Genomic DNA, 20949 nt, shown 5'->3' with positions numbered 1-20949 from the left:
TCCGCGCGTCCCGGTCCGGGCAGACTGCGGACATGGCCGTGACGCCCGACTACGACGCCGACCCCGAACGCTTCCGCCTCGCCGCGCGGGTGACCCGCCGGTACCTGATCGGCGCGCGCAGCCTGCACGACCACGTCGCCGCGAAGCTGCGGGCGGCGGGCGCGTCGCGCGTCCTGGACGTCGGCTGCGGGGAGGGCGCGCTGAACGGCGCGCTGCCCGACCCGCCGCCGTTCCCGATCGTGGGCCTGGACGCGTCCGCGGCGCTGCTGCGCGCCCACCCCGGTCCGGCGGTGCGCGGCGACGCGGTGCGGCTGCCGTTCCGCGACGGGACGTTCGACGCGGTCACGGCCGTGAACGTGCTGTACCACCTGGACGATCCGGTCCCGGCCCTGCGGGAGGCGCGGCGCGTGCTGGCGCCCGGCGGGCTGCTGCTGGCGTCCGCGATCAGCCGCGCCGACAGCCCGGAGCTCGCGCCCGTCTGGTCCCCGCCGCGCACCCCGTTCGACGCCGAGGACGCGCCCGCGCTCGTGTGCGCGGTGTTCGGCGAGGTCGAGGTGGAGCGCTGGGACGCCCCGCTGATCACGCTCCCGCACCGCGCGGCCGTCCGCGACTACCTGATCGCGCGGCACGTCGCGCGCGCGGACGCGGAGGAGGCCGCCGCGCGCGTGCCGACCCCGCGCCCGGTCACCAAGCGCGGCGCACTGATCCTCGCCCGCCGCTGAAGCCGCCGCCGCGGCTAGAGCCAGCCGAGGTCGCGGGCGGTGCGGACGGCGGCGTGCCGGTTGTCGGCGCCGAGCTTGGTGACCGCCGCCGACAGGTAGTTGCGGACCGTCCCCTCCGACAGGCCGAGGCTCCGCGCGATCCGCGCCACCGGGGCGCCGTCCGCCGCGGCGCGCAGCGCGTCCAGCTCGCGCGGGGTCAGCGGGCACTCCTCGGCGGCGAGCGCGTCCGCGGCGAGCTGCGGGTCGATGTACCGGGCGCCGTCCGCGACCTGCCGGATCACCTCCGCGAGCCGCGCGCCCGGCGCGTCCTTGCCGAGGAACCCGCGCACCCCGGCGGCCATCGCGCGCCGCAGGTTGCCCGGGCGTCCGTGCGCGGTGACGATCACCAGCCGGCAGCCGGGCAGGTCGCGGGCCAGCCGCTCGGCGGCGGCGAGCCCGTCCAGCCCCGGCATGTCGATGTCGAGGACCGCGACGTCCGGTTTCAGCGCGAGCGCCCGGTCGACGGCGTCGTCGCCGCGCCCGACGTCGGCGACGATTTCGATGCCGTCCTCGGTCTCCAGCAGCAGGACGAGCGCCTCCCGGATCAGGAGGTGGTCGTCGGCCAGCAGCACCCGGATCATGCGTCTCCCTTCCCCGCGCCCGGCGGGGGCGCGGCGGGCAGCGCGGCCGCGACGCGGAACGTCCCGTCGCCGCCCGGCCCGGCGTGGAACTCGCCGCCCGCCGCGGCGATCCGCTCGGCGAGCCCCGGCAGGCCGCTGCCGGCGTCCCCGGCGGAGCGCCGCCCGGCGCCGTCGTTGACGATCTCGACGCGGACGCCGCCGCCGTCCGCCCGCACGCTGATCTCGCACCAGGTCGCGGCGGAGTGCCGCAGGACGTTCGTCGCGGCCTCCCGCGCCACCCAGCCGAGCGGTTCGTGCACGTGGGCGGGCAGCGCGGGCGACACCTCGGGCGGCTCGCACCGGATCCCCGCCGCGCGCAGCACCGCCGACATGCCGTCCAGCTCGGCGGCCAGCGACGTCGCCCGGTAGCCGCGGACGACCTCGCGCACGTCGCGCACCGAGTCGCGGGCCATCCGCTGGATCTCGGCGAGCTCCTTGCGGACGCGCCCGCCGTCGCGGTCGAGGAACCGTTCGGCGACCTCGGCGCGCAGCGCGACCGCCTGCAGGCTGTGCCCGAGCACGTCGTGCAGGTCGCGGGCGAACCGCTGCCGCTCCTCCCCGACCGCCGACCGGGCCAGCTCGGCCCGCGCCTCCCGGAGCTCCTGCACGACATGGAACAGCCAGACCGTGACGTATCCGGAGAAGGCGCCCAGCGGGACGCCCGTCACCTCGTACAGGACGGTCAGCGCGGGCAGCCCCAGCAGCACCCCGTAGAGCGGCGTCAGGACGGTCGCGGCGGCGGCGACCGGGACCGCCTCGCGCACCGGCAGCACCACCGCGATCAGCCCGGACGGCACGAGCAGCGCGTTGCCCCAGCCCTGCTCGACGCCCAGCAGCGGCGCCGTCCAGCACGCCGCGGCGATCGCGGCGAGCCCGAGCCGGTGCGCGGGACGGGTGCGGCGCATCAGGTTCAGCCACAGCAGCCGGGCGTATCCGGCGAAGACCGCCGCGACCCCGACGAGCCCGATGGCGAACGCGGCGGCGTCGCGCGCCCCGACGGCCTCGTTCCACAGCGCGGGCACCATGAACCCGCTCAGGGTGAGGACCGTCATCCCCACGATCGTCGCGGCGATCGCCGTGGGCCGCGGAATCCAGGGCTGCACGCGCCCAGCGTACGTGCCCGCCACGCGCCCGGGTCAGGCCGCGCGCGGGCCGGACGCGCGGCCGGACGCGCGGCCGGACGCGGCGCCGGAGACGCGGGCGGAGGCGCGGCCGGCCGGCAGCCGTCCCTCGTCGAGGACGCCCACCCGGTCGGCGCGGCACGCCTCGTCGGGGTCGCGGGTGGCGAGCACGACGGTCGTGCCCTGCGCGGCCAGGTCGCGCAGCAGCGCCCGCACCTCGCGGGCCGGGCCGCCGTCGAGGCCGGCCGTGGGCTCGTCCAGGAGCAGCAGGTCGGACCGGCCGACGAGGGCCAGCGCCAGGTCCAGCCGCCGCCGCTGCCCCGGCGCGAGCCGCTCGAACGGCACGCCGGCGGCGTCCGCGAGGCCGACCCGGTCGAGGACGTCCGCGCGGGCGAGCGGGTCGAGCGTCCAGCGGCGCCACGTGTCGACGACCTCGGCGACCGTCAGCCCGGGGAACAGGCCGCCGTCGCGCCAGACGGCCCCGCTGCGCGCGGCGTCCCGGTCGGCGTACGGGTCGGCGCCGTGCACCCGGACGGTGCCCGCGGCGGGCCGCCGCAGCCCGGCGAGCACCTCCAGCAGCGTGGTCTTGCCCGCGCCGTACCGGCCGAGCACCGCGTAGATCTCGCCGGACGCCACGGTGAACGCCACGTCCCGCACGCTGTCGTGCACGCCGTCGCTGAGTTCCAGGTCGCGTACCTCGATCACGGGTGCCTTCATGCCGTCCATGCTTCCCGCGCGGCGCGCGGGCGTGCAGTCACGGGCATCAGGAATCGGCGGTGAGGAACGCACCGGTCGCCCGTGACAAATGTCAGACGCCCGCCGTCACGGAGCCGCCGTCACGGAGCCGCCGTCACGGAGCCGCCGTCACGGGCCGGCCGTCACGTGCCCGCGAGGATCTCCCGGACGATCTCGTCCGGACGGGCGATCCCGGCGAGCGCCATCGTCAGCTCCATCTCCGCCTGGAAGCAGCGCAGGACGTGCTGGACGCCGGCCTGCCCGCCCAGCGCGAGCCCGTAGGCGTACGGGCGCGCGAGCAGGACGGCCCGCGCGCCGAGCGCGAGCGCCTTCACGGCGTCGGCGCCCGTCCGGATCCCGCTGTCGAACAGCACGGTCGTCCGGTCGCCGACGGCCTCGACGACGCCGGGGAGCGCGTCCAGCGACGCGATCGCCCCGTCCACCTGGCGTCCGCCGTGGTTGGAGACGATCACGCCGTCCATGCCCGCGTCCACCGCCCGCCGGGCGTCGTCGGGGTGCTGGATGCCCTTGAGGGCGATCGGGCCGTCCCAGTGCTCGCGGAGGAACACGAGGTCGTCCCAGGTCAGCGACGGGTTCCCGAAGTTCGCGACCCAGTGCAGCAGCGCGGTGTCGCGGTTGGCGTCGGTGACCGGCCCGCCGACCGCCCGCTGGAAGACGGGGTCGGTGAAGTAGTTCGCGACGCCAATGCCGCGTAGGAAGGGCAGGTAGGCCTGATCGAGGTCGCGGGGCCGCCACGCCATCGTGAACGTGTCGAGGGTGACGACCAGGGCCGTGTAGCCGGCCGCCTTGGCGCGTTCGAGGAAGCTGACGGCGAGGTCGCGGTCCTTGGGCCAGTACAGCTGGTACCAGCGCGGCCCCTCGCCCCCGGCCTCGGCGACCTCCTCGATGGAGTGGGACGCCGCCGTGCTCAGCACCATCGGGACGCCTTCGGCGGCCGCCGCGCGCGCCACGGCCAACTCCCCGTCGGGGTGCAGGATGGACAGGACGCCGATCGGGCCGAGCAGCACGGGCGACGGCATCGCCGTGCCGAGCACGTTCACCGACAGGTCGCGCTCCGCGACGTCCCGGAGCATCCTGGGGACGATCCGGTGGCGGTCGAACGCGTCCCGGTTGGCGCGCGCGGTCGCCTCGCTCCCGGCCGAACCGGCGACATAACCGAACGCCTGGGCCGACAGCGCGCGCTCTGCGCGCTCCTCCAGTTTCGTGAGGTCCGTGGGGAAGGCGGGGGTGACGTCACCGAGCCCCTGCAGGTAGATCGAGTTCTGGAAGTCGGCCAGTCCGCTCACGAAGCGTCCTCCTCGCGGTTCGTTCCCTCCGCAGCCGCCCCAACTTACCGCCGGGCACCCGGGCGACCGGAAGATCGGCGAACGCATCCGGGATCCGTGCCTTCCGCGACGGACGTCCGGGTGGCATGTGCACAACTGTCTCTGGGACCGGCCACAATAAGGCGCATGGCACGACGCGGATCCCAAGCCCCTCCCCCGCCGCCGGACTTCGAAGAGAACATCGTCGACGTCGATGTCTCCGAGGAGATGCGCGGCAGCTTCCTCGAGTACGCCTACTCGGTCATCTACCAGCGGGCGCTTCCGGACGCGCGCGACGGGCTCAAGCCCGTGCAGCGCCGCATCCTCTACTCGATGAACGAGATGGGGCTGCGTCCCGACCGCGGGCACGTCAAGTGCGCCCGCGTCGTCGGCGAGGTCATGGGCAAGCTGCACCCGCACGGCGACAGCGCGATCTACGACGCGATGGTGCGGATGGCGCAGCGCTGGGCCATGCGGATGCCGCTCGTCGACGGGCACGGCAACTTCGGGTCGCTCGGCGGCGACGACATGCCCGCCGCCATGCGGTACACCGAGGCGCGCATGACCCGCGAGGCCATGCTGATGGTCGGGTCCATCGACGAGGACACCGTCGAGTTCCGGCCCAACTACGACGGCCAGGAGCAGGAACCCGAGGTCCTGCCCGCGGCGTTCCCGAACCTGCTGGTCAACGGCGCGTCCGGCATCGCGGTCGGCATGGCCACCAACATGGCGCCGCACAACCTCGGCGAGGTCGTCGCCGCCGCCCGGCACCTCATCGACCACCCCGACGCCACCCTCGACGAGCTCATGAAGTTCGTCCCCGGGCCCGACCTGCCCACCGGCGGCAAGATCGTCGGGCTGGACGGCGTCCGCGACGCCTACGAGAAGGGCCGCGGCACCTTCCGCACCCGCGCCACCACGACCATCGAGAACGTCACGCCGCGCCGCAAGGGCATCGTCGTCAGCGAGCTGCCGTACGCCGTCGGGCCGGAACGCGTCAAGGCGAAGATCAAGGAACTCGTCAACGCCAAGAAGCTGCAGGGCATCGCCGACCTGAAGGACCTCACCGACCGCAACGTCGGCCTCCGCCTGGTCATCGAGATCAAGAACGGCTTCAACCCCGAGGCCGTCCTCGCCGACCTGTACAAGCTGACGCCGATGGAGGAGACCTTCGGCATCAACAACGTCGCCCTGGTCGACGGGCAGCCCCGCACCCTCGGCCTCCGCGACCTGCTGCAGGTCTACATCGACCACCGCATCGACGTCGTCCGGCGCCGCTCGCAGTTCCGCCGCAGGAAGCGCGAGGACCGCCTCCATCTCGTCGACGGCCTGCTGGTCGCCCTGCTCAACATCGACGAGGTCATCCGGATCATCCGGGAGAGCGACGACGCCGCGCAGGCCAAGCAGCACCTCATGGACGTCTTCGAGCTGTCGGAGATCCAGGCGCAGTACATCCTCGACACGCCGCTGCGCCGGCTGACCCGCTTCGACCGGCTCGAGCTCGAGAAGGAGAAGGAGCAGCTCGCGAAGGAGATCGCGAAGCTGACGGCGATCCTGGAGTCCGAGCGCAAGCTCCGCAACCTCGTCTCGCGGGAGCTCGGCGAGGTCGCGAAGGAGTACTCGACGCCGCGCCGCACGGTGCTGCTCGAGGCGTCCGGCCAGGCGACCGCCGCGGCCGTCCCGCTGCAGGTCGCGGACGACCCGTGCCTGGTGCTGCTGTCGTCCACGGGGCTGCTCGCCCGCACCCACGACGCGTCGCCGCTGCCCGACAGCGGGCCCCGCGCGCAGCACGACGTCCTGCTCTCCGCCGTCCCCGCGACCGTCCGGGGGCAGATCGGGGCCGTGACGAACCTCGGGCGGATGATCCGTATCGAGGTGGTGGACCTCCCGGTCCTGCCGCCCACCGCGACGCCCCCGTCCCTGGCGGGCGGCGCGCCCGCGACCGAGTACGTCGACCTCGAACCGGACGAGACGATCGTCGGCATCGCGTCGGTGAACGAGGTCGGCGGGGGCCTCGCCCTCGGCACGACGCAGGGCGTCGTCAAACGGGTCGTGCCCGACTTCCCGCACAACCGCGAGGAGTTCGAGGTCATCACGCTCAAGGACGACGACCGCGTCGTGGGCGCCGTCCAGCTCCAGTCCGAAGACGACCACCTCGTGTTCATCACGAACGACGCGCAACTCCTGCACTACTCGGCGTCGCTCGTCCGCCCGCAGGGCCGGATGGCCGGCGGCATGGCGGGCATCAAGCTGGGCGCGGACGCGCGCGTCCTGTGGTTCGGGGCGCTCGACCCGGCGCGCGAGGCGCGGGTGATCACGGTGTCCGGTTCGTCCGAGGCGCTGCCGGGCACCCAGAACGGCGCGATCAAGATCGCCGACTTCGCCGACTTCCCGTCGAAGGGCCGCGCGACCGGCGGCGTCCGCTCGCACCGGTTCCTGAAGGGCGAGGACGTCCTGCTGCAGGCGTGGGCGGCCCCGACGCCGCTGCGCGCCGCGGGCCCGGGCGGCAAGCCGGCCAACCTCAACGCCCCCCTGGGCCGCCGCGACGGCTCCGGCGACGAACTCGACACGACGATCACCTCGATCAGCGGCCCGCTGGGCCCGCCGCCCCCGGACTCCGCGGAGTGACATGAGCGGGGGCGGGCGGTGCGCCCGGCCCCCGCATCCCGCGCGGTCTGCGACGATGAACCGCATGGACGAGGAAGTCATCCCCATCCTCCGCGTCGCGGACGCCGCGGCGGCGGCCGGGTGGTACGAGCGGCTCGGCTTCACCCTCCGCTGGGAGCACCGCTTCGAGCCGGGCCTGCCCGCGTTCGTCGAGGTCGCGCGGGGCGGCGTCCGGCTGTTCCTGTCCGAGCACGAGGGCGACGCCCGTCCCGACACCTTGATCTACCTGCGCGTCCGGGACGTCGACGCCGTCGCCGCCGAGTTCGGCGTGCGGGCCGCGGACGCCCCGTGGGCCCGCGAGATCGAACTGCGCGACCCCGACGGCAACCGGCTCCGCATCGGCACGCCGACCGAGTGAGCGACGTCCGGATGTGACAGAAGCCCGTCATGGCGGTCACCTGCGCCGACGGCGACAATGGAGACATGTCCGCTCCACACCGTGTCGTGATCGCCGTGTTCCCCGACGTCGACCTCCTCGACGTCACCGGGCCCGCCGAGGTGTTCGCGGTCGCCGGGCGGGAGCTGTCCGGGAAGCCCTACGAGGTGCTGCTGGCCGGCGCGGACGGCGGCAACGTGCGCACCAGCGCCGGGGTGCGGGTCGCGACCGACCTGACGTTCGACGAGGTCGGCGACCGGGTCGACACCCTCCTCGTGCCCGGCGCGGTGGACGCCGCGGGCGCGCCGGTGATCGACCCCGACCTGGTCGCCTGGATCGGCGGCACCGCGCGGCACGCCCGCCGCGTCGCCTCGGTGTGCGTCGGCGCGCACCTCCTCGCCGCCGCCGGGCTGCTGGCGGGCCGCACCGCCACCACGCACTGGGCCACCGCCGACCGGCTGGCCGCCGACCACCCCGACGTCACCGTCGACCCCGACCCGATCTACGTCCGGTCGGGGAACGTGTGGACGGGCGCGGGCATCAGCGCCTGCATGGACCTCGCGCTCGCCCTCGTCGCCGAGGACCACGGGGAGCGGGTGGCGCTCGCGGTGGCGCGGCAGCTCGTGATGTACCTCAAGCGGCAGGGCGGGCAGAGCCAGTTCAGCGTCCCGCTGTGGGAGGCCCCCGCCGAGCGCCGCGACATCGACGAGCTGCGCGCGTGGATCACCGCGAACCTGACCGCCGACCTGTCCGCGGCGGCCCTCGCCGAGCGGATGTGCCTGAGCGAACGGCACTTCGCGCGGGTGTTCCGCAGGGAGACCGCCTGCACCCCCGCCGCGTACGTCGAGGCCGCGCGGGTGGAGGAGGCCCGGCGCCTGCTGGAGGGCACCGACGAGCCGCTCGACCGGGTCGCCGCCGCGTGCGGGCTGGGCTCGGCGGAGACGCTGCACCGGGCGTTCCGGCGGCGGCTCGGCACCACCCCCGCCGCGTACCGGCGGCGCTTCCGCGTCGCCGCCTGATCGTTTTTCCTCGCCCCCGGCCGTCCGGCCGGTGGTCGCCCCTGCCATCCGAAGGAGCACACATGTCCGTTTCGACGACCCTGCGCGACGTGGTCGGCCTCGACGGCGCCCTGCCGGCGCTGTCGTCCGGGACGCTCGTCCTGATCGACTTCCAGAACACCTACCGCACCGGCGTCATGGCGCTGCCGGACGCCGACCGCGCGCTGGCCGCCGCCTCCCGCCTGCTGGAGCGCGCCCGGACGGCCGGGATCCCGGTCGTGCACGTGGTCCACGACGGGGGCGAGGGCAGCCCCTACGACCTCGATGCCGAGAACGGGCGGATCGCGCCGCCCGTCGCGCCCCGCGACGGCGAGCCCGTCGTGGTGAAGAACTTCCCGGACTCCTTCCACAACACCGACCTGCAGGAGGTGCTGCGGCGTCTCGGCGCCGGGCCGGACCTGATCCTGGCGGGCTTCATGACGCACATGTGCGTCCAGTCCACCGCCCAGGGCGCGTTCAACCGCGGCTACCGGCCGACCGTCGTGGCCGAGGCGTGCGCGACCCGTCCGCTCGCGGGCCCGGACGGCGCGCCGCTGCCGGCGGACGTCCTGCACGCCGCCGCGCTGACCACGATCGGCGACATGTTCGGCCTGGTCGCCGCCCGCGCGGACGACCTGCCCGACTGACCTCAGAAGCCGACGATCGCGAACACGATGCCCCCGATGACGTGCGCCAGCACGGTCACGACGAGGACGGCGATGAGGACGTACTTGGCCGTGGGGTGATCGAACTGCGAGCCGGGCGGGTTGCGGTGCGCCGAACGGTCCTGGGCCTGCCGCTCCAGTTCGTCCAGGGACGGCAGGAAGGACGGTCGTCTGATGGGCATGCGGTCCTCCTCAGTGCGCCAGGACGGCGAGCAGCACGCCGCCGATGACGTGGGCCGCGACCGTCACGATCAGCAGCCCGACCAGCAGGTACTTGGCGGTGGGCTGGTCGAACTGCCCCGTCCCGCCGCGCCGCGGCGCCAGCTCCTCCTGGCGCCGGGCGATGCGCTCCTCCAGCGGAGCTCTGCCGAACACGGGGCCTCCTAAAGATTGGTGCACCAATCATTGCCGTGCTATTAGTTATAGCCGGAGACCGATCGGTACGGAGGCCCCGTGACAGGTGATCCGAGCAACAGCCCCGACCCCCTCGCGCTGGAGAACCAGGTGTGCTTCGCCCTGGTGGTCGCCTCGCGCACCGTCCTCGCGCACTACCGGCCGATCCTCGAGCCGATGGGCCTCACGCATCCCCAGTACCTGGTGATGCTGGCGCTGTGGGAGCACCGGAAGCTGTCGGTCAAGGAGCTCAGCCGCCTGCTGGAACTCGATCCCGGCACGCTGTCCCCCCTGCTCAAGCGCCTGGAGGCCGCCGACCTCGTCCGCCGCGAGCGCGACAGCCGGGACGAGCGGCTGCTCGCCGTCACCGTGACGCCCGCCGGCGAGGCGCTGCGGGCCCGGGCGGAGAAGATCCCCGCCACGATCATGGAACGCCTCGGCATGGACCTCGACGAACTCCGCGACCTGCACCGCACGCTCACCCGCGTCATCGCCGCCGCGAGCGGCTGACCCGCCCGCTAACATCGCGATCATGGTCTACTTCATCCGGCTCCGCACCGTCTGAGACGGGACGCCCCGCCGATCACCGGCGGACGCACGCCGTAGCGCCGCGGCCCCGCCGCGCGCATTCCCCGACGCAGCGCGCCATGTCCGCGCGCCGTCGGCAGATCATCTCTCGACTTCAGGCATTCCATGCCGCCGTCCGAACGGAACGTTTTCATGCCATCGGCTTCCAACTCGGCGACCCCGCACGCCGACGCCACGTACGTCCTGGTCCACGGCTCCGGCACCAGCTCGTTCATGTGGGCGTCCGTCCAGCGCGAACTGGCGCTGCTCGGCCGCCGCAGCTTCGCCGTCGACCTCCCCGGCCACGGCCTCGACGCCCAGTACCCGGTCGCGTACCAGGCCCCGCAGGACCTCGACGCCTGGGCGGCCGAACCGTCCACCCTCGCCGGCGTCACCCTGCAGGACAACGTCGACGCGGTCACCGCCGCCGTCCGCCGCCTCGCGGAGCACGGACCGGTCGTGCTCGTGGGCGCCAGCCTCGGCGGGACGACCATCACCGGAGTCGGGAACCAGACCCCCGAACTGGTGAGCCGCCTCGTCTACTTCTCCGCCTGGTCCTGCGTGAGCCGGGCGAACCCCATCGAGTACATGCAGGAACCCGAGTTCGCCGACAACCTCATGGCGCCGCTGGCGGCGCTGAACATCGGCGACCCCGAACGGCTCGGCGTCGGCCGCGCCAACTACCGCACCGCCGACCCGGAGATGCTCGCCGCCCTCAAGGCCGCCACCATGGCGGACGTCACGGACGAGCGCTTCCGCGCCTTCCTCAACATCCTGCAGCCCGACGAGTCGATGACGGTGATGGCGTCCGACGCCCGCGTCCGCGCCGACACCTGGGGCACGATCCCCCGCACCTACGTCCGCCTCACCGAGGACCGCTCCATCCCCGTGGCCATGCAGGACCGCCTCATCGCCGAAGCGGACGCCCTGACCCCCGGCAACCCGTACGACGTCCGCACCCTCGACACGTCCCACGCCGGCTTCATCTTCCGAGCCGACGAGGTGGCCACCCTCCTCACCACCCTCCCCCTCTGACCGGCCGGCGGAGACGGTGGGTGCCGGTGGCCCCGGGTGAGGCCACCGGCGATGGTCAGGTGGGGCGGGTGGGGCGGTTCAGGCGGCGGCCCACGTCGGCGAGGCGTTCCATGAAGGCCGTGCGGGTGTCGTCGGCGAAGCCGGCGAACATGCGGTTGGCGAGCGGGACGGCCCAGCCGGTCGCGCGCGCGACGTTGAAGACGCGGTGGACGATCCGGGCGCCGTCCGGGTGCGGTTCGACGCTCCACTCCCCGCGGTACCACCAGCCGCCCTGGAAGGCGATCGTCCGGTCGGTCACCTCGACCGTCGAGGTGTGGCCCGGGGCGTCCTCGACGCGGAACCGGCCGGAGCGCCTGCCGTCCGGGAGGAGTTCGTCGGCGAGGGCGTCCCAGACGCGGGCGGCGGGCGCCTCGACGATCCCGGCGGCCTCGGCGAGCGGACGCGCCCGCCTCATGCCGCGACCCGGGTGTTCTGGAAGGAGGCGAACCGCCAGCCGTCCGGGGTCCGGACGGCGGTGAGGGAGACGATCGACGGGCGGTGCGGGCCGCCGTGGACGGCCGTGCCGCCCTCGGCGATCAGCAGGACGGCGCCGTCGGCCAGTGGTTTCACCTCGCCCTCGGACGAGCTCATGGTGGAGCCCTTCAGCGGTCCCTCGAACAGGTGGCGGTGCGAGGACTCGATCTCGGCGCGGCCGCGGGTGCGGCGGCCGTCGAACGAGATGTAGTCGGCGTCCTCGGTGAACGCGGCGGCGTAGGCGGCGGCGTCGCCGGCGTTCCACGCCTCGGTGAGCCGGTCCAGCAGGCCGGCGACGTCGGTGTGCACGGACATGCGCAACTCCTCGTGGTCGCGGCGCCTATCCTGGGATCGCGAGTTCGGACAGGCCAGGCGCCGTGTTCGGATGTCCGGCCGCCGGGGTGTTGGCGCACCCCGGCGGCCGCTTCTCACTGCTCGCCGAGCACCTGCCGCAGCAGTTCGGGGTCCGTGGTGCTCGACCAGTCGAGCTCGCCCGACGCCAGGCGCGCGACGAGCGCCCGCAGCCAGCCGAGTTCGGCCCCGATCACCGTCCGCTCGTAGTCGAGCTCGATCGTCAGGAGGTCGGGGAGGCCGCTCTCGCGCAGGGCGCTCAGGTGGCCGTCCGTCCCCGCCAGCATCCCTTCGAGCGCCGCCGCCCGGGTGCGCAGCGACTGCAGCGCGTCGGGCAGCGGGAGGACGCCGATGAGCGAGACCGCCGCGGTGAAGGTCCGGCGGTCGGGGCCCGGCGTCTCGAGCAGCGCCCGGAGCCGGGTCGCCAGCTCGCGGCGGCCCTCGGCGGTGATCTCGTAGACGGTGCGTTCCGGGCGGCGCCCCTCCCGGACCGTCTCGACCGGCGCGATCAGCTCCTCGCCGGCGAGCCGGTCGACCGCGTGGTACAGGCTCCTGGGCAGGCCCGTCACGTAGTCCTTGTGGGTGTCGACGATCAGGCGGTGCAGCTCGTACGGGTGGCTCGCCCGGACCGTGAGCAGGGCGAGCACCGTCAGGCCGACCAGATCGGGCCGCCGGGCCATGTGCCTCCTTTCGTAGTGCGACTTGCACTATAGCGGCGTGCGTCTCACTATAGAGCAAGTTGCAATATAGAGGGAGGCATCATCATGCGGATCCTGGTCATCGGCTCGACGGGGCGGACGGGCGTGCACGTGCTGTCCCAGGGGGTCGACCGCGGGCACGCGGTCGCCGCGTTCGCCCGGCGTCCCGAGCGGCTCCCCGGGGGCGTCGCGCTCGCGGGCGTCCACCGGGGCGACGCGCACGACGCGGCCGCCGTGCGCGACGCCGTGCGCGGGCAGGACGCGGTGATCGCCGCGGTCGGCGGCAGCCGCATCGCGAGCACGCTCATCACCGCGATGCGCGAGGAGGGGGTGCGGCGCCTGGTGATGACGAGCAGCCGCTCGGTGCCCGCCACCCGCCCGCGCCTCGCGGTCGCGCTGGCGTGGCTCTTCCTGCGCGAGGCGTACGCGGACCTGGCGCGAGCGGAGGGGATGCTGCAGGTCAGCGGGCTCGACTGGAGCATCGCGCGGGGCACGCGGCTCACCGACAAGCCGCCGGCCGGACGCGTCCACATCGACTTCGAGGACAACGCGACGGGCGGCGCGATGCAGCTGTCGCGCGCGGACTACGCGGCGGCGCTGCTCGACATCGCCGAGGACCCGGCCATGATCGGCAAAACGCCGGGCATCTGCGGCCCCTGAACTCCGCGCGGAACCGATGGCGGGAGCGGCGCGTCCGGCCTAGATTGGTCAGGCGACCAATTTAAGCAAACGACCAATCGCGCGGAGGCCGCTCGTGGAGATCGTCAAGACGCCCGCCCCGCCGTCCGGCGTGCGCCGCCTGCTGTGGCGCCTGCCGATCCACCTCTACCGGTGGCGGCTCGGCGTGTTCATGCCGCCGCGGATCATGCTGCTCACCCACATCGGACGCACGTCGGGCCTGCCGCGCCGGGCCGTGATCGAGGTCGTCGAGCGCGGCCCGGACGGGTACGTGGCGGCGTCCGGGTTCGGCGTCCAGGCCGACTGGTACCGCAACGTCCTGAAGACGCCGGACGTCACGGTGCAGGTGGGGCGGCGCGTCGTCCCGGTCACCGCGGTGCCGATGTCGAGGGAGGAGGGCGCGGAGCTGATGGCCCGGTACGGGCCGCGGCATCCGCGGACCGCCCGGCGGCTCTGCAAGATCATGGGCTACGCGGTCGACGGCACGGCGGACGACTTCCGCGCCGTCGGCGAACGGACCCCGTTCGTCCGGTTCGTCCCTTGTGCGGGACGGTCCGGCTGAACCGGGGCGGCGCTCAGGACTCGACGTCGGTCGGGCCCCAGTGTGCCCGCATCGTGCTGATCTTGCCGTCGTCGTCGAACGTCATCACGTCGATGACGCGGATGCGCATGGTCGGCATCTCCACGGTGAAGGCCATGGCCGCGGCGTTGCCGTGCGAGCCGCGGATCGGGGCGTCGAGGGACAGCTTGGCGCCGGACGCGACGGAGTTCGCGTAGAACTCGGCGATCGCGTCCCGTCCGGCGATGGGCGCGTTGCCGACCGGGTCCTCGACCGTCGCGTCGTCGGCGAAGAGGGCGACGACGACGGCCGGATCGCCGGCGTTGAAGCCGTCCACGTACGCCTGGAGCGCGGCTTTCATCTGCTCTTGACTTGGCATGGCGGGAGGTTAGCAAGCGGTCGGTCGCCCGCCCTCGGCCGTTTCCCGGTGGGCGGACACCGTAATCGCGCGGCCGACTTACACCATTCGAGTTACACGACCTGAGTTACACCGCCTGAGTTACATCACCCGACTTACACCGGCGCGAGTTACGGCGTGCGGTCAGTCGGCGAGGCCGTGCTTGAAGGCGTAGGTGACCGCCTGGGCGCGGTCGCGCAGGTTCGCCTTCGCGAACAGGTTGTTGATGTGGGTCTTCACGGTGGCCTCGCTGATGAACAGGTCACCGGCGATCTCCGCGTTGGACCGGCCCCGGGCGATGAGGGTGAGGACCTCGCCCTCGCGGCGGGTGAGCCCGTCGGGGAGGCCGTTGCCGGACGCCCGCGGGCGGTCGCCGGTCGCGACCGCCTCGATGAGCCGGCGCTGCACGGACGGGTCGAGCTGGGCGGCGCCGTCCTGGACGGCCGCGACGGCCTGCGCGATCTCGTCGGCGCCGGCGTCCTTGGTGAGGTAGCCGCGGGCGCCGGCGCGGAGCGCGGCGAAGATCGACTCGTCGTCGGCGTAGGTGGTGAGGACGACGACCTCGGTGTCCGGGTGCTCCGCCCGGATGCGGCGCGTCGCCTCGACGCCGTCCATCCGCGGCATGCGCAGGTCCATGAGGACGACGTGGGGGCGCTTCTCGGCGACCATGGCGAGGGCCTGCTCGCCGTCCGCGGCGGAACCGGCGACCTCGATGCCGGGCAGGAGTTCGAGGAGGAGGACCAGCCCCTCGCGGACCACGGTCTGGTCGTCCACGACCAGGATTCTCGTGCTGCTCACCGTTCCCTCATCCCACCGGAACGCGGAGGGCGACCCGGAAGCCCTGCCCGTCCGGGCCCGTCTCGAGTGTTCCGTCGATGAGTTCCGCGCGTTCGCGCATCCCCACGAGGCCGTATCCGCCGCCGCCCAAGTGTAGGCCGGGCTCCGTTCCGCCGGTGTCCGTCACTTCCAGTTCCACGATGTCCTTCAGGTAGCGCAGGGAGACGTGTGCGCGCGCGCCGGGCGCGTGCTTGCGGACGTTCGTGAGCGCCTCCTGCGCCGTCCGGACGACGGTCAGCCCGGCCTGCGGCGACAGTTCGCGGACCGCGCCCGTGACCTGGACGTCGCAGGGACGGCCGGTGGACGCGTAGAAGTCCTCGGCGAGTTCGGCGATCACCTCGCGGGGTTCGGGGACGTCGCCGCGGAGGGTGGCGAGGGCGCGGCGGGTCTCCTCGAGGCCCGAGCGCGCCAGGTTGCGGGCGCGCTCGACGCGGTCGAGCGCCTGCACGCGGTCGCCGTCCCGGGACAGCAGCAGCCGCGCCCCCTCCAGGTGGACGACCTGGGCGGAGAGCGAGTGCGCGAGGATGTCGTGGATCTCGCGGGCGATGCGGGACCGTTCGGCGAGCACGGCGTTCGCGGCCTCGGCGCGGCGGGCGGCCTGCTGGGCGGCCATGCCCTGCCGGGTGGCGACGCCGCCGAGGATGATGCCGGCGAACGCGATCAGCAGGCCGAGGTCGGCGCCGTCGCCGACGACTTGCCCGAGGGCCGCCACGGCGGCGGCGATGAGCGCCCCGTTCACCAGCCCCCGGTACAGGGGCAGCCGCATGCTCAGCGCCCAGAGCGCGGGCATGCACAGGTAGAAGGCGCCGTCGTAGTCCGGGTTGACGGCGAACAGCGCCGCGGCGACCGGGAAGGCCGCCACCAGGCAGGGGATCAGTGGGCGGCGCGAGCCCGCGCAGCCCGCCTCCCGTCGGCCGCGCAGGCCGCAGATCAGCAGCGCGAACAGGGCGATGTTGAGCAGCAGGACGGCGAGCCCGGCGCCGTGGAGGCCGGGCGCCGGGTCGGTGGTGAAGAGGCGGTGGACGTAGGAGCCCACTCCCCAGCCGATGAGGCAGCCGACGACGAGCAGCCGGGCGACCTGATCGACGCGCCGGGATGCACCGCCGCAGTTCACGGACTCGTCCATGGGCACGACGGTATGCGGTCCGGACGGCGTCGGCCATCGGCGCGTGGCTTGACCGCGGGGTCCACCGCCGGGTGGAGACCGGACGCGGCCGGATGCGGCCACGCCGGCGATCTTGTTCGAGAAACTCTCAGGTTTTTGAATCAATAGTCCAGTAGCGCGTGGATCGCTCCAAAACCCCCCACGGAAGGCCGACGAACAGCTCTGAAGAAAAAATTCTCTCCGCCCTGATGGCAGCGGCTGAAGAGCCTGCGCATCGGCGGCTGACGCCGCGAGCCCGGGGCCGCCCGGCCCGAGCTCGAACCCCGCACGCCGAGGGCGCGCAAAGCTCCGGGTGCCTCACTACAGCGGCCACAACCTGCGGCCGCGGACGTTGACGTCGCCGATGACCTGCCCGGTCTGCACGGCGGGGCTGTGCCCCTCGCCGATGTTGATGTCCCCGATGATCCGCCGGGCCTGCACGACGGCGCTGAACTCGTTCTGGTTGCCGACGAGGGAGTTCGCGCCGGGCGGCCCCATCTCGCCGATGACGTTCCGGTTGCCGATCTGGACGACGCCCTGGACGTTCCCGACGACGGTCCCGCCCTCGGTGATCACCGCCGTCCCGTGCACGTCGCCCCGGACCGTCCCGCCCCGGACGACGACATCACCGTGCACGTCGCCCGTCCTGACCTCGCCGGGCCCGACGACCTCGAACCCGTCGCCGTAGTTGTGCGGCGTGAGGCCGAGAGGGTCGAGCCAGGTGGTGGGGTTGGGGACGTAGGCGTGCGGGTTGGGCTGCGGCGCCAGGCCGAGCGGGTCGGGCGACAGGTACCCGGCGGCGGCGGGGTCGTAGTACCGGCGGAAGTTGTAGTGCAGCCCGGTCTCGGGGTCGTGGTACTGCCCGGGCATGCGCAGGGGGCAGGGCGACGGCACGTCCGTCACGGGCGCCCCCCACGCGCTGGTGCGCGCGGGCGTGACGGCGCCGTCGGCGCCGACCAGTTCGGTGGGAGTGCCGACAAGGTCGGTGACGATGGCGTGGAACCGCCGGTCCACCCATTCCTGTGGTGCGGTGGCGGCGGGATGGCGTTCGGTCTGGGTGAGTGGTGTGTGCGTGCCCGGTCGGTAGGTCCACGTGGTGGTGGTGGGCGTGTGGTCCCGGACGTGGACGCGGTGAGCCCGTTCGGCGAGGCGGGTGCCGTCCCACGTGTAGGTGTAGGTCTGGATGTGGGTGCCGTCGGGGGCGTACTGGTGTTTGGCGATGCGGCGGCCGAGGGGGTCGTAGTGGTAGCGCCAGTGTGACCCGCCCGGGGTTTCGACGGTGGTGAGGCGGTCTTCGGCGTCCCAGTGGAACCGCCACGTGCGGCGCTTGCCGGACAGGGTGACGCGTTCGCGCAGGACGATGCGGCCTTGGGCGTCGTGCTCGTAGCGGGTGCGTCCGGCGCGGCGCACGAGGGTGCCCTCGTGCTCGCGGGGGCCGGTCTCGGCGGCGTCCGGGTCCGGGTCCGGGTGGTCGGCGTGGGCGAGGTTGCCGGTGACGTCGTAGGCGTACCGCTCGCTCCAGCCGTGCGCGGTGACGGCGGTGATGCGTCCCCGGGCGTCGAGGGTGTAGGCACGGTCACCGGTGAGGCGATCGGTGACCCCGGTCAGGTTCCCATCAGGCCGGTAGGCGTAGGTGCGGTGCTGCAGCAACCGCGCCTGGTCGGTGCCCGGCGCGGGCGCGCCCCACAGGCTCTGCGCGGTGAGACGGCCGGCGGCGTCCCACTGCTGGGCCAATGCCGTGGTGCCACCGATGCGGCGGCCGGTTTCACGACCCGCAAGATCGTAAGTGAAGCCGATGGTCTGACCGCCGGTGGTGAGCCGGGCGGGGACCCCGACGGGGGTATAGGCCCAGGTGTCCTCGGCGCCGGACGGCGTCCGGCGCCGGACCACGCGTCCGAGCGGGTCGCGGGCGTAGGTCGTGGCGGCCCCGTCGACGGTCTCGGCGGTGATGCGGCCGAGTGCGTCGCGCTCCAGGCGCAGCTCGCAGTCCGGGCCGACGGCCTCGAGTAGACGGCCCAGCAGGTCGTGGCGGAAGCGGGTGACCTGATCGACGACCGTCTTCTCGATGATGTTGCCAAGGGCGTCGCGGGTATAGGAGACGGTTTCACCGGCACCGTTCGTCCGCGCGATCAGGCGTCCGGCGGCGTCGAGGGCGTAGGCGAGGGCGCGGCCGTTGAAGTCGGTCTCGCCGGTCAGGCGTCCGGCGGCGTCATAGGTGTAACGCCAGGTCAGGCCCGCGTCGTTGGTGACGGCACTCAGCCGCCGCTCGGCATCGTGGACGAAGTCCAGCCGGGACCCGTCCGGCCGGATCACCGCAGACGGCAGGTCGAGGGGCCCGAACTCGGTACGGGTCGTCTGCCCGAGCGGATCGGTGTGCTCGACCTGGTTGCCCTCGCCGTCGTACCGCCACCGCTCGACCGTCCCGTCCGGCAGCGTCACCGACGCCGGACGCCCTTCGACCGTCCAAGCGAAGGCCGTGCGCGCGCCGGTCGGATCGATGTGGCCGATCACCCGCCCCATCGCGTCGTAGGAACGGTGGGAGGCACCGCCGGACGCATCGATGATCGTGACCGGCAACCCCGCGGCATCCAGCTCGGCGCGGGTGGTGTTCCCCAGCGCGTCGGTGACCGACACCAGGCCGCCCCGATCGTCATAGGCGAACGCGGTGACCGCCCCGGCCGGATCGGTCTCGGCGGTCAGGTTGCCGCGCTCGTCGTACGCCCACTGCCACACCGCACCATCCGGCCGGACCCGGCGAACGGGCAGGTTCAGCTCGTCGTACTCCGTCGCGTCGGACGTCCCGTCCGGATACCGGGCACCGGTGAGGTTGCCGCGCTCGTCGTAGGTGAACCGGGTCGTGTGGCCGAGCGGATCGGTGCGCGACAGGAGCCGGTCGAACTCGTCCCACTCCGAGCGGGTGACGTTGCCGAGCGGGTCGGTCTCCTCGACGATCTGGTCGAACTCGTTGTACCGATGGACCGTCGTGTGCCCGAGCGCGTCGGTGACCAAGGTCCGGCTGGCCTCGGGCTCATAGACGAACGTGGCGTTCAGGACGCCCGCCGAACCCTCGCCGCGTACGGCGCGGCCCTGGTCGTCGTAGGTGTAGCGATACCAGTAGTCGTTCCGGTCCACCCAGCCCGTCAACCGGTGCTCGTCGTCGTAGGAGAACCGCTGCGGGAGACCGGAGGAGTCGTAGACCTCAGTCAGATCGCCGGCCTCGTCGTAGCCGAACCGGACGAGCGTCGTGCCGTCACCGGCGCGCAGGGCGGTGATACGGCGGTCGCCGTCACCGGTGGGCGCGGTGTCGACCAGGACCCGATAACCACCCGAATGGCGCACCTCGGTGAGGACCTGGTCCTCATAGAGGAAATCGATCCGGTTGCCGTTGCGGTCGCTGATCGCCGTCAACGGCAGCCGCGACCAGCCCGTCTCCTCCCCCGGCGCCGGAAAGTGCAACGTCCGCCCCGAGTACGGGTCGTCCAGCGAGTAACCGCCATCGGACGTCAGCGTCAGCGGATGCCGCGGACCCGCACCCGGCATGAACGCCACATTCGGCACCAGATTCAACGGATACGTACGCACCGACGCGTCCGCACCCACGAAATGCACGCCCTCGCCGTCGAGCTCAAGCGCCTGGTCGAGGGTCGAGCCCCAGGACGTCCCGAACCAGCGGCCCGCCCGGAACGACGAGATGTGCGTCCGCTCCAGCACCAGCGGCAGGATCCCCGGCCACGACACGTCGACCTGCGACAACAACACGTCACCGGTGACGATGCTGATCGGGTCGCCGCCGCTGGGCGTCCGGTCGGTGGGGCGCGCCTGCGACTGCGGCGAACCGTCCCGGCGGTTCCCGCCCGACGGTGACGGGTTCGGGCTGGTCCGAGGCCGGCCGTTGGGACTCGGCGCACCACCGCCGCCGCCACCGCTTCTCCGGGGGGCCACGAAGAGGTTGTTGGCCACCTTCCCGAATATGCCGCGAGCCGCACCGCCGCCACGCCCACCGCCGGGTCTTCCGCGCCTACCCACCGAGAACGCCCTCCGATTGCACGACACACGACTCGGGCATGTGAGCAGGGCAAACAGACAGGGCAATTTGTCCCGCTTTGATCGGGCGCACTTATGCTAACAGGGTTACGGAAGTCGCTTCGAGGCCCAAGAGAATTGCCAGGTCGGGCCGCCGTCGATATGCCACTGCGTGCGCAAGCGTCCGGCGTCGGTTGCCGGATGTCGCCATGCACCCGGAAATCGGCTGCCCCGGCGCACGTCAACGTCCGGTGCCGCCGACCCGGTCGGGAGCGGGGCACCGGGCCACCCTGGGCCCGGTGCCGTCTGGACGTGACGACCGGCGTGCGGCGCTCGGCGCGCACCGCCCCGGGGATGCTCTTATGGATGTCAAGCGGCGAGTTCGAGATCGTGAGCGGTGATGATCTGGAAGAGCTCGCGTGCGACGTAGCGTTTGAGGCACCGGAT

At 73.2% G+C, this 20949-nt stretch carries 22 protein-coding genes; 9 read left to right on the top strand and 13 right to left on the bottom strand.

Annotation, left to right across the window (positions count from 1 at the left end; genetic code table 11):
* Positions 1 to 32 precede the first annotated feature (32 nt).
* The gene (locus tag AB0L25_RS11370; protein ID WP_500170963.1) at positions 33 to 722 is read left to right on the top strand and encodes a class I SAM-dependent methyltransferase; all 690 of its coding nucleotides are present in this window, start codon (positions 33 to 35) and stop codon (positions 720 to 722) included.
* 14 nt (positions 723 to 736) lie between these two features.
* Here the strand turns inward: AB0L25_RS11370 and AB0L25_RS11365 are convergent, their stop codons facing one another.
* The 4 genes from AB0L25_RS11365 to AB0L25_RS11350 form a co-directional block, all read right to left on the bottom strand.
* On the bottom strand, positions 737 to 1342 hold the full coding sequence (locus AB0L25_RS11365) for a response regulator (protein ID WP_500170961.1): 606 nt from the start codon (positions 1340 to 1342) through the stop codon (positions 737 to 739).
* The gene (locus AB0L25_RS11360) at positions 1339 to 2484 is read right to left on the bottom strand and encodes a sensor histidine kinase (protein ID WP_500170959.1); all 1146 of its coding nucleotides are present in this window, start codon (positions 2482 to 2484) and stop codon (positions 1339 to 1341) included. The genes AB0L25_RS11365 and AB0L25_RS11360 overlap by 4 nt, the downstream gene beginning before the upstream one ends.
* A gap of 33 nt (positions 2485 to 2517) precedes the next feature.
* The gene (locus AB0L25_RS11355) at positions 2518 to 3219 is read right to left on the bottom strand and encodes an ABC transporter ATP-binding protein (RefSeq protein ID WP_500170957.1); all 702 of its coding nucleotides are present in this window, start codon (positions 3217 to 3219) and stop codon (positions 2518 to 2520) included.
* A gap of 161 nt (positions 3220 to 3380) precedes the next feature.
* The gene (locus AB0L25_RS11350; RefSeq protein ID WP_500170956.1) at positions 3381 to 4544 is read right to left on the bottom strand and encodes a lactate 2-monooxygenase; all 1164 of its coding nucleotides are present in this window, start codon (positions 4542 to 4544) and stop codon (positions 3381 to 3383) included.
* 165 nt (positions 4545 to 4709) lie between these two features.
* Between AB0L25_RS11350 and AB0L25_RS11345 the strand changes: the two genes are divergently transcribed.
* From AB0L25_RS11345 to AB0L25_RS11330, 4 genes are all read left to right on the top strand, one after another.
* Positions 4710 to 7190 (top strand): DNA gyrase/topoisomerase IV subunit A, encoded by a 2481-nt coding sequence (locus AB0L25_RS11345; RefSeq protein WP_500170954.1) that lies wholly within the window; start codon positions 4710 to 4712, stop codon positions 7188 to 7190.
* A gap of 64 nt (positions 7191 to 7254) precedes the next feature.
* Positions 7255 to 7587, top strand: a complete 333-nt coding sequence (locus AB0L25_RS11340; RefSeq protein WP_500170952.1) for a glyoxalase superfamily protein — start codon at positions 7255 to 7257, stop codon at positions 7585 to 7587.
* A 65-nt stretch (positions 7588 to 7652) separates the two neighbouring features.
* The gene (locus tag AB0L25_RS11335; protein ID WP_500170951.1) at positions 7653 to 8624 is read left to right on the top strand and encodes a GlxA family transcriptional regulator; all 972 of its coding nucleotides are present in this window, start codon (positions 7653 to 7655) and stop codon (positions 8622 to 8624) included.
* 62 nt (positions 8625 to 8686) lie between these two features.
* A complete protein-coding gene (locus AB0L25_RS11330; protein WP_500170949.1) occupies positions 8687 to 9289 on the top strand; it encodes a cysteine hydrolase family protein in 603 nt (200 codons plus the stop codon).
* A 2-nt stretch (positions 9290 to 9291) separates the two neighbouring features.
* On the opposite strand, the gene AB0L25_RS11325 is transcribed toward AB0L25_RS11330, so the two are convergent.
* Complete coding sequence (locus tag AB0L25_RS11325; RefSeq protein WP_500170947.1) at positions 9292 to 9489, bottom strand: hypothetical protein; 198 nt, start codon at positions 9487 to 9489, stop codon at positions 9292 to 9294.
* A 10-nt stretch (positions 9490 to 9499) separates the two neighbouring features.
* A complete protein-coding gene (locus AB0L25_RS11320) occupies positions 9500 to 9682 on the bottom strand; it encodes a hypothetical protein (protein WP_500170945.1) in 183 nt (60 codons plus the stop codon).
* A 78-nt stretch (positions 9683 to 9760) separates the two neighbouring features.
* On the opposite strand from AB0L25_RS11320, the gene AB0L25_RS11315 reads away from it, so the two are divergent.
* Together AB0L25_RS11315 and AB0L25_RS11310 are read left to right on the top strand one after the other, a co-directional pair.
* A complete protein-coding gene (locus AB0L25_RS11315) occupies positions 9761 to 10210 on the top strand; it encodes a MarR family winged helix-turn-helix transcriptional regulator (RefSeq protein WP_500170943.1) in 450 nt (149 codons plus the stop codon).
* Between the two features lie 210 nt (positions 10211 to 10420).
* Positions 10421 to 11302 carry an alpha/beta hydrolase gene (locus tag AB0L25_RS11310; protein ID WP_500170941.1) on the top strand — a complete coding sequence of 294 codons (882 nt, stop codon included), beginning with the start codon at positions 10421 to 10423 and terminating at the stop codon, positions 11300 to 11302.
* Positions 11303 to 11357: 55 nt separating this feature from the next.
* Here AB0L25_RS11310 and AB0L25_RS11305 read toward each other — a convergent pair whose 3' ends face one another.
* The 3 genes from AB0L25_RS11305 to AB0L25_RS11295 all read right to left on the bottom strand — a co-directional run bounded on the left by AB0L25_RS11305 (position 11358) and on the right by AB0L25_RS11295 (position 12846).
* The gene (locus tag AB0L25_RS11305) at positions 11358 to 11756 is read right to left on the bottom strand and encodes a ricin-type beta-trefoil lectin domain protein (RefSeq protein WP_500170939.1); all 399 of its coding nucleotides are present in this window, start codon (positions 11754 to 11756) and stop codon (positions 11358 to 11360) included.
* On the bottom strand, positions 11753 to 12130 hold the full coding sequence (locus AB0L25_RS11300) for an SgcJ/EcaC family oxidoreductase (RefSeq protein WP_500170937.1): 378 nt from the start codon (positions 12128 to 12130) through the stop codon (positions 11753 to 11755). The genes AB0L25_RS11305 and AB0L25_RS11300 overlap by 4 nt, the downstream gene beginning before the upstream one ends.
* Positions 12131 to 12243: 113 nt before the next feature.
* Entirely contained in the window at positions 12244 to 12846 is a 603-nt protein-coding gene (locus AB0L25_RS11295) for a PadR family transcriptional regulator (protein ID WP_500170935.1), read from the bottom strand.
* Between the two features lie 84 nt (positions 12847 to 12930).
* On the opposite strand from AB0L25_RS11295, the gene AB0L25_RS11290 reads away from it, so the two are divergent.
* The gene (locus AB0L25_RS11290) at positions 12931 to 13524 is read left to right on the top strand and encodes an NAD(P)-dependent oxidoreductase (RefSeq protein ID WP_500170933.1); all 594 of its coding nucleotides are present in this window, start codon (positions 12931 to 12933) and stop codon (positions 13522 to 13524) included.
* A 94-nt stretch (positions 13525 to 13618) separates the two neighbouring features.
* Positions 13619 to 14104, top strand: coding sequence for a nitroreductase family deazaflavin-dependent oxidoreductase (locus tag AB0L25_RS11285; RefSeq protein ID WP_500170931.1), 486 nt, complete (start codon positions 13619 to 13621; stop codon positions 14102 to 14104).
* Between the two features lie 13 nt (positions 14105 to 14117).
* On the opposite strand, the gene AB0L25_RS11280 is transcribed toward AB0L25_RS11285, so the two are convergent.
* From AB0L25_RS11280 to AB0L25_RS11265, 4 genes are all read right to left on the bottom strand, one after another.
* Positions 14118 to 14480 (bottom strand): steroid Delta-isomerase, encoded by a 363-nt coding sequence (locus AB0L25_RS11280; protein WP_500170929.1) that lies wholly within the window; start codon positions 14478 to 14480, stop codon positions 14118 to 14120.
* 162 nt (positions 14481 to 14642) lie between these two features.
* Positions 14643 to 15296, bottom strand: coding sequence for a response regulator (locus tag AB0L25_RS11275; RefSeq protein ID WP_500170927.1), 654 nt, complete (start codon positions 15294 to 15296; stop codon positions 14643 to 14645).
* A 7-nt stretch (positions 15297 to 15303) separates the two neighbouring features.
* A complete protein-coding gene (locus tag AB0L25_RS11270) occupies positions 15304 to 16461 on the bottom strand; it encodes a sensor histidine kinase (RefSeq protein WP_500170925.1) in 1158 nt (385 codons plus the stop codon).
* 339 nt (positions 16462 to 16800) lie between these two features.
* A complete protein-coding gene (locus tag AB0L25_RS11265; RefSeq protein ID WP_500171211.1) occupies positions 16801 to 20421 on the bottom strand; it encodes a DUF6531 domain-containing protein in 3621 nt (1206 codons plus the stop codon).
* Between the last annotated feature and the right edge of the window lie 528 nt (positions 20422 to 20949).

Origin of the sequence: Spirillospora sp. NPDC052242, from assembly GCF_040679555.1 — a bacterium.
Taxonomy (GTDB): Bacteria; Actinomycetota; Actinomycetes; order Streptosporangiales; family Streptosporangiaceae; genus Spirillospora.
The sequence above is the reverse complement of the archived record's forward strand: the minus strand, read 5'-3'. Positions and strand labels throughout refer to the sequence as shown.

Excerpts from the sequence above, each read along its gene's own strand:
- AB0L25_RS11325 (WP_500170947.1), bottom strand. The coding sequence starts at position 9,489 with ATGCCCATCAGACGACCGTCCTTCCTGCCGTCCCTGGACGAACTGGAG.
- AB0L25_RS11280 (WP_500170929.1), bottom strand. The coding sequence starts at position 14,480 with ATGCCAAGTCAAGAGCAGATGAAAGCCGCGCTCCAGGCGTACGTGGAC.
- AB0L25_RS11355 (WP_500170957.1), bottom strand. The coding sequence starts at position 3,219 with ATGAAGGCACCCGTGATCGAGGTACGCGACCTGGAACTCAGCGACGGC.
- AB0L25_RS11305 (WP_500170939.1), bottom strand. The coding sequence starts at position 11,756 with ATGAGGCGGGCGCGTCCGCTCGCCGAGGCCGCCGGGATCGTCGAGGCG.
- AB0L25_RS11295 (WP_500170935.1), bottom strand. The coding sequence starts at position 12,846 with ATGGCCCGGCGGCCCGATCTGGTCGGCCTGACGGTGCTCGCCCTGCTC.
- AB0L25_RS11270 (WP_500170925.1), bottom strand. The coding sequence starts at position 16,461 with ATGGACGAGTCCGTGAACTGCGGCGGTGCATCCCGGCGCGTCGATCAG.
- AB0L25_RS11310 (WP_500170941.1), top strand. The coding sequence starts at position 10,421 with ATGCCATCGGCTTCCAACTCGGCGACCCCGCACGCCGACGCCACGTAC.
- AB0L25_RS11335 (WP_500170951.1), top strand. The coding sequence starts at position 7,653 with ATGTCCGCTCCACACCGTGTCGTGATCGCCGTGTTCCCCGACGTCGAC.
- AB0L25_RS11370 (WP_500170963.1), top strand. The coding sequence starts at position 33 with ATGGCCGTGACGCCCGACTACGACGCCGACCCCGAACGCTTCCGCCTC.
- AB0L25_RS11345 (WP_500170954.1), top strand. The coding sequence starts at position 4,710 with ATGGCACGACGCGGATCCCAAGCCCCTCCCCCGCCGCCGGACTTCGAA.
- AB0L25_RS11300 (WP_500170937.1), bottom strand. The coding sequence starts at position 12,130 with ATGTCCGTGCACACCGACGTCGCCGGCCTGCTGGACCGGCTCACCGAG.
- AB0L25_RS11365 (WP_500170961.1), bottom strand. The coding sequence starts at position 1,342 with ATGATCCGGGTGCTGCTGGCCGACGACCACCTCCTGATCCGGGAGGCG.
- AB0L25_RS11290 (WP_500170933.1), top strand. The coding sequence starts at position 12,931 with ATGCGGATCCTGGTCATCGGCTCGACGGGGCGGACGGGCGTGCACGTG.
- AB0L25_RS11330 (WP_500170949.1), top strand. The coding sequence starts at position 8,687 with ATGTCCGTTTCGACGACCCTGCGCGACGTGGTCGGCCTCGACGGCGCC.
- AB0L25_RS11340 (WP_500170952.1), top strand. The coding sequence starts at position 7,255 with ATGGACGAGGAAGTCATCCCCATCCTCCGCGTCGCGGACGCCGCGGCG.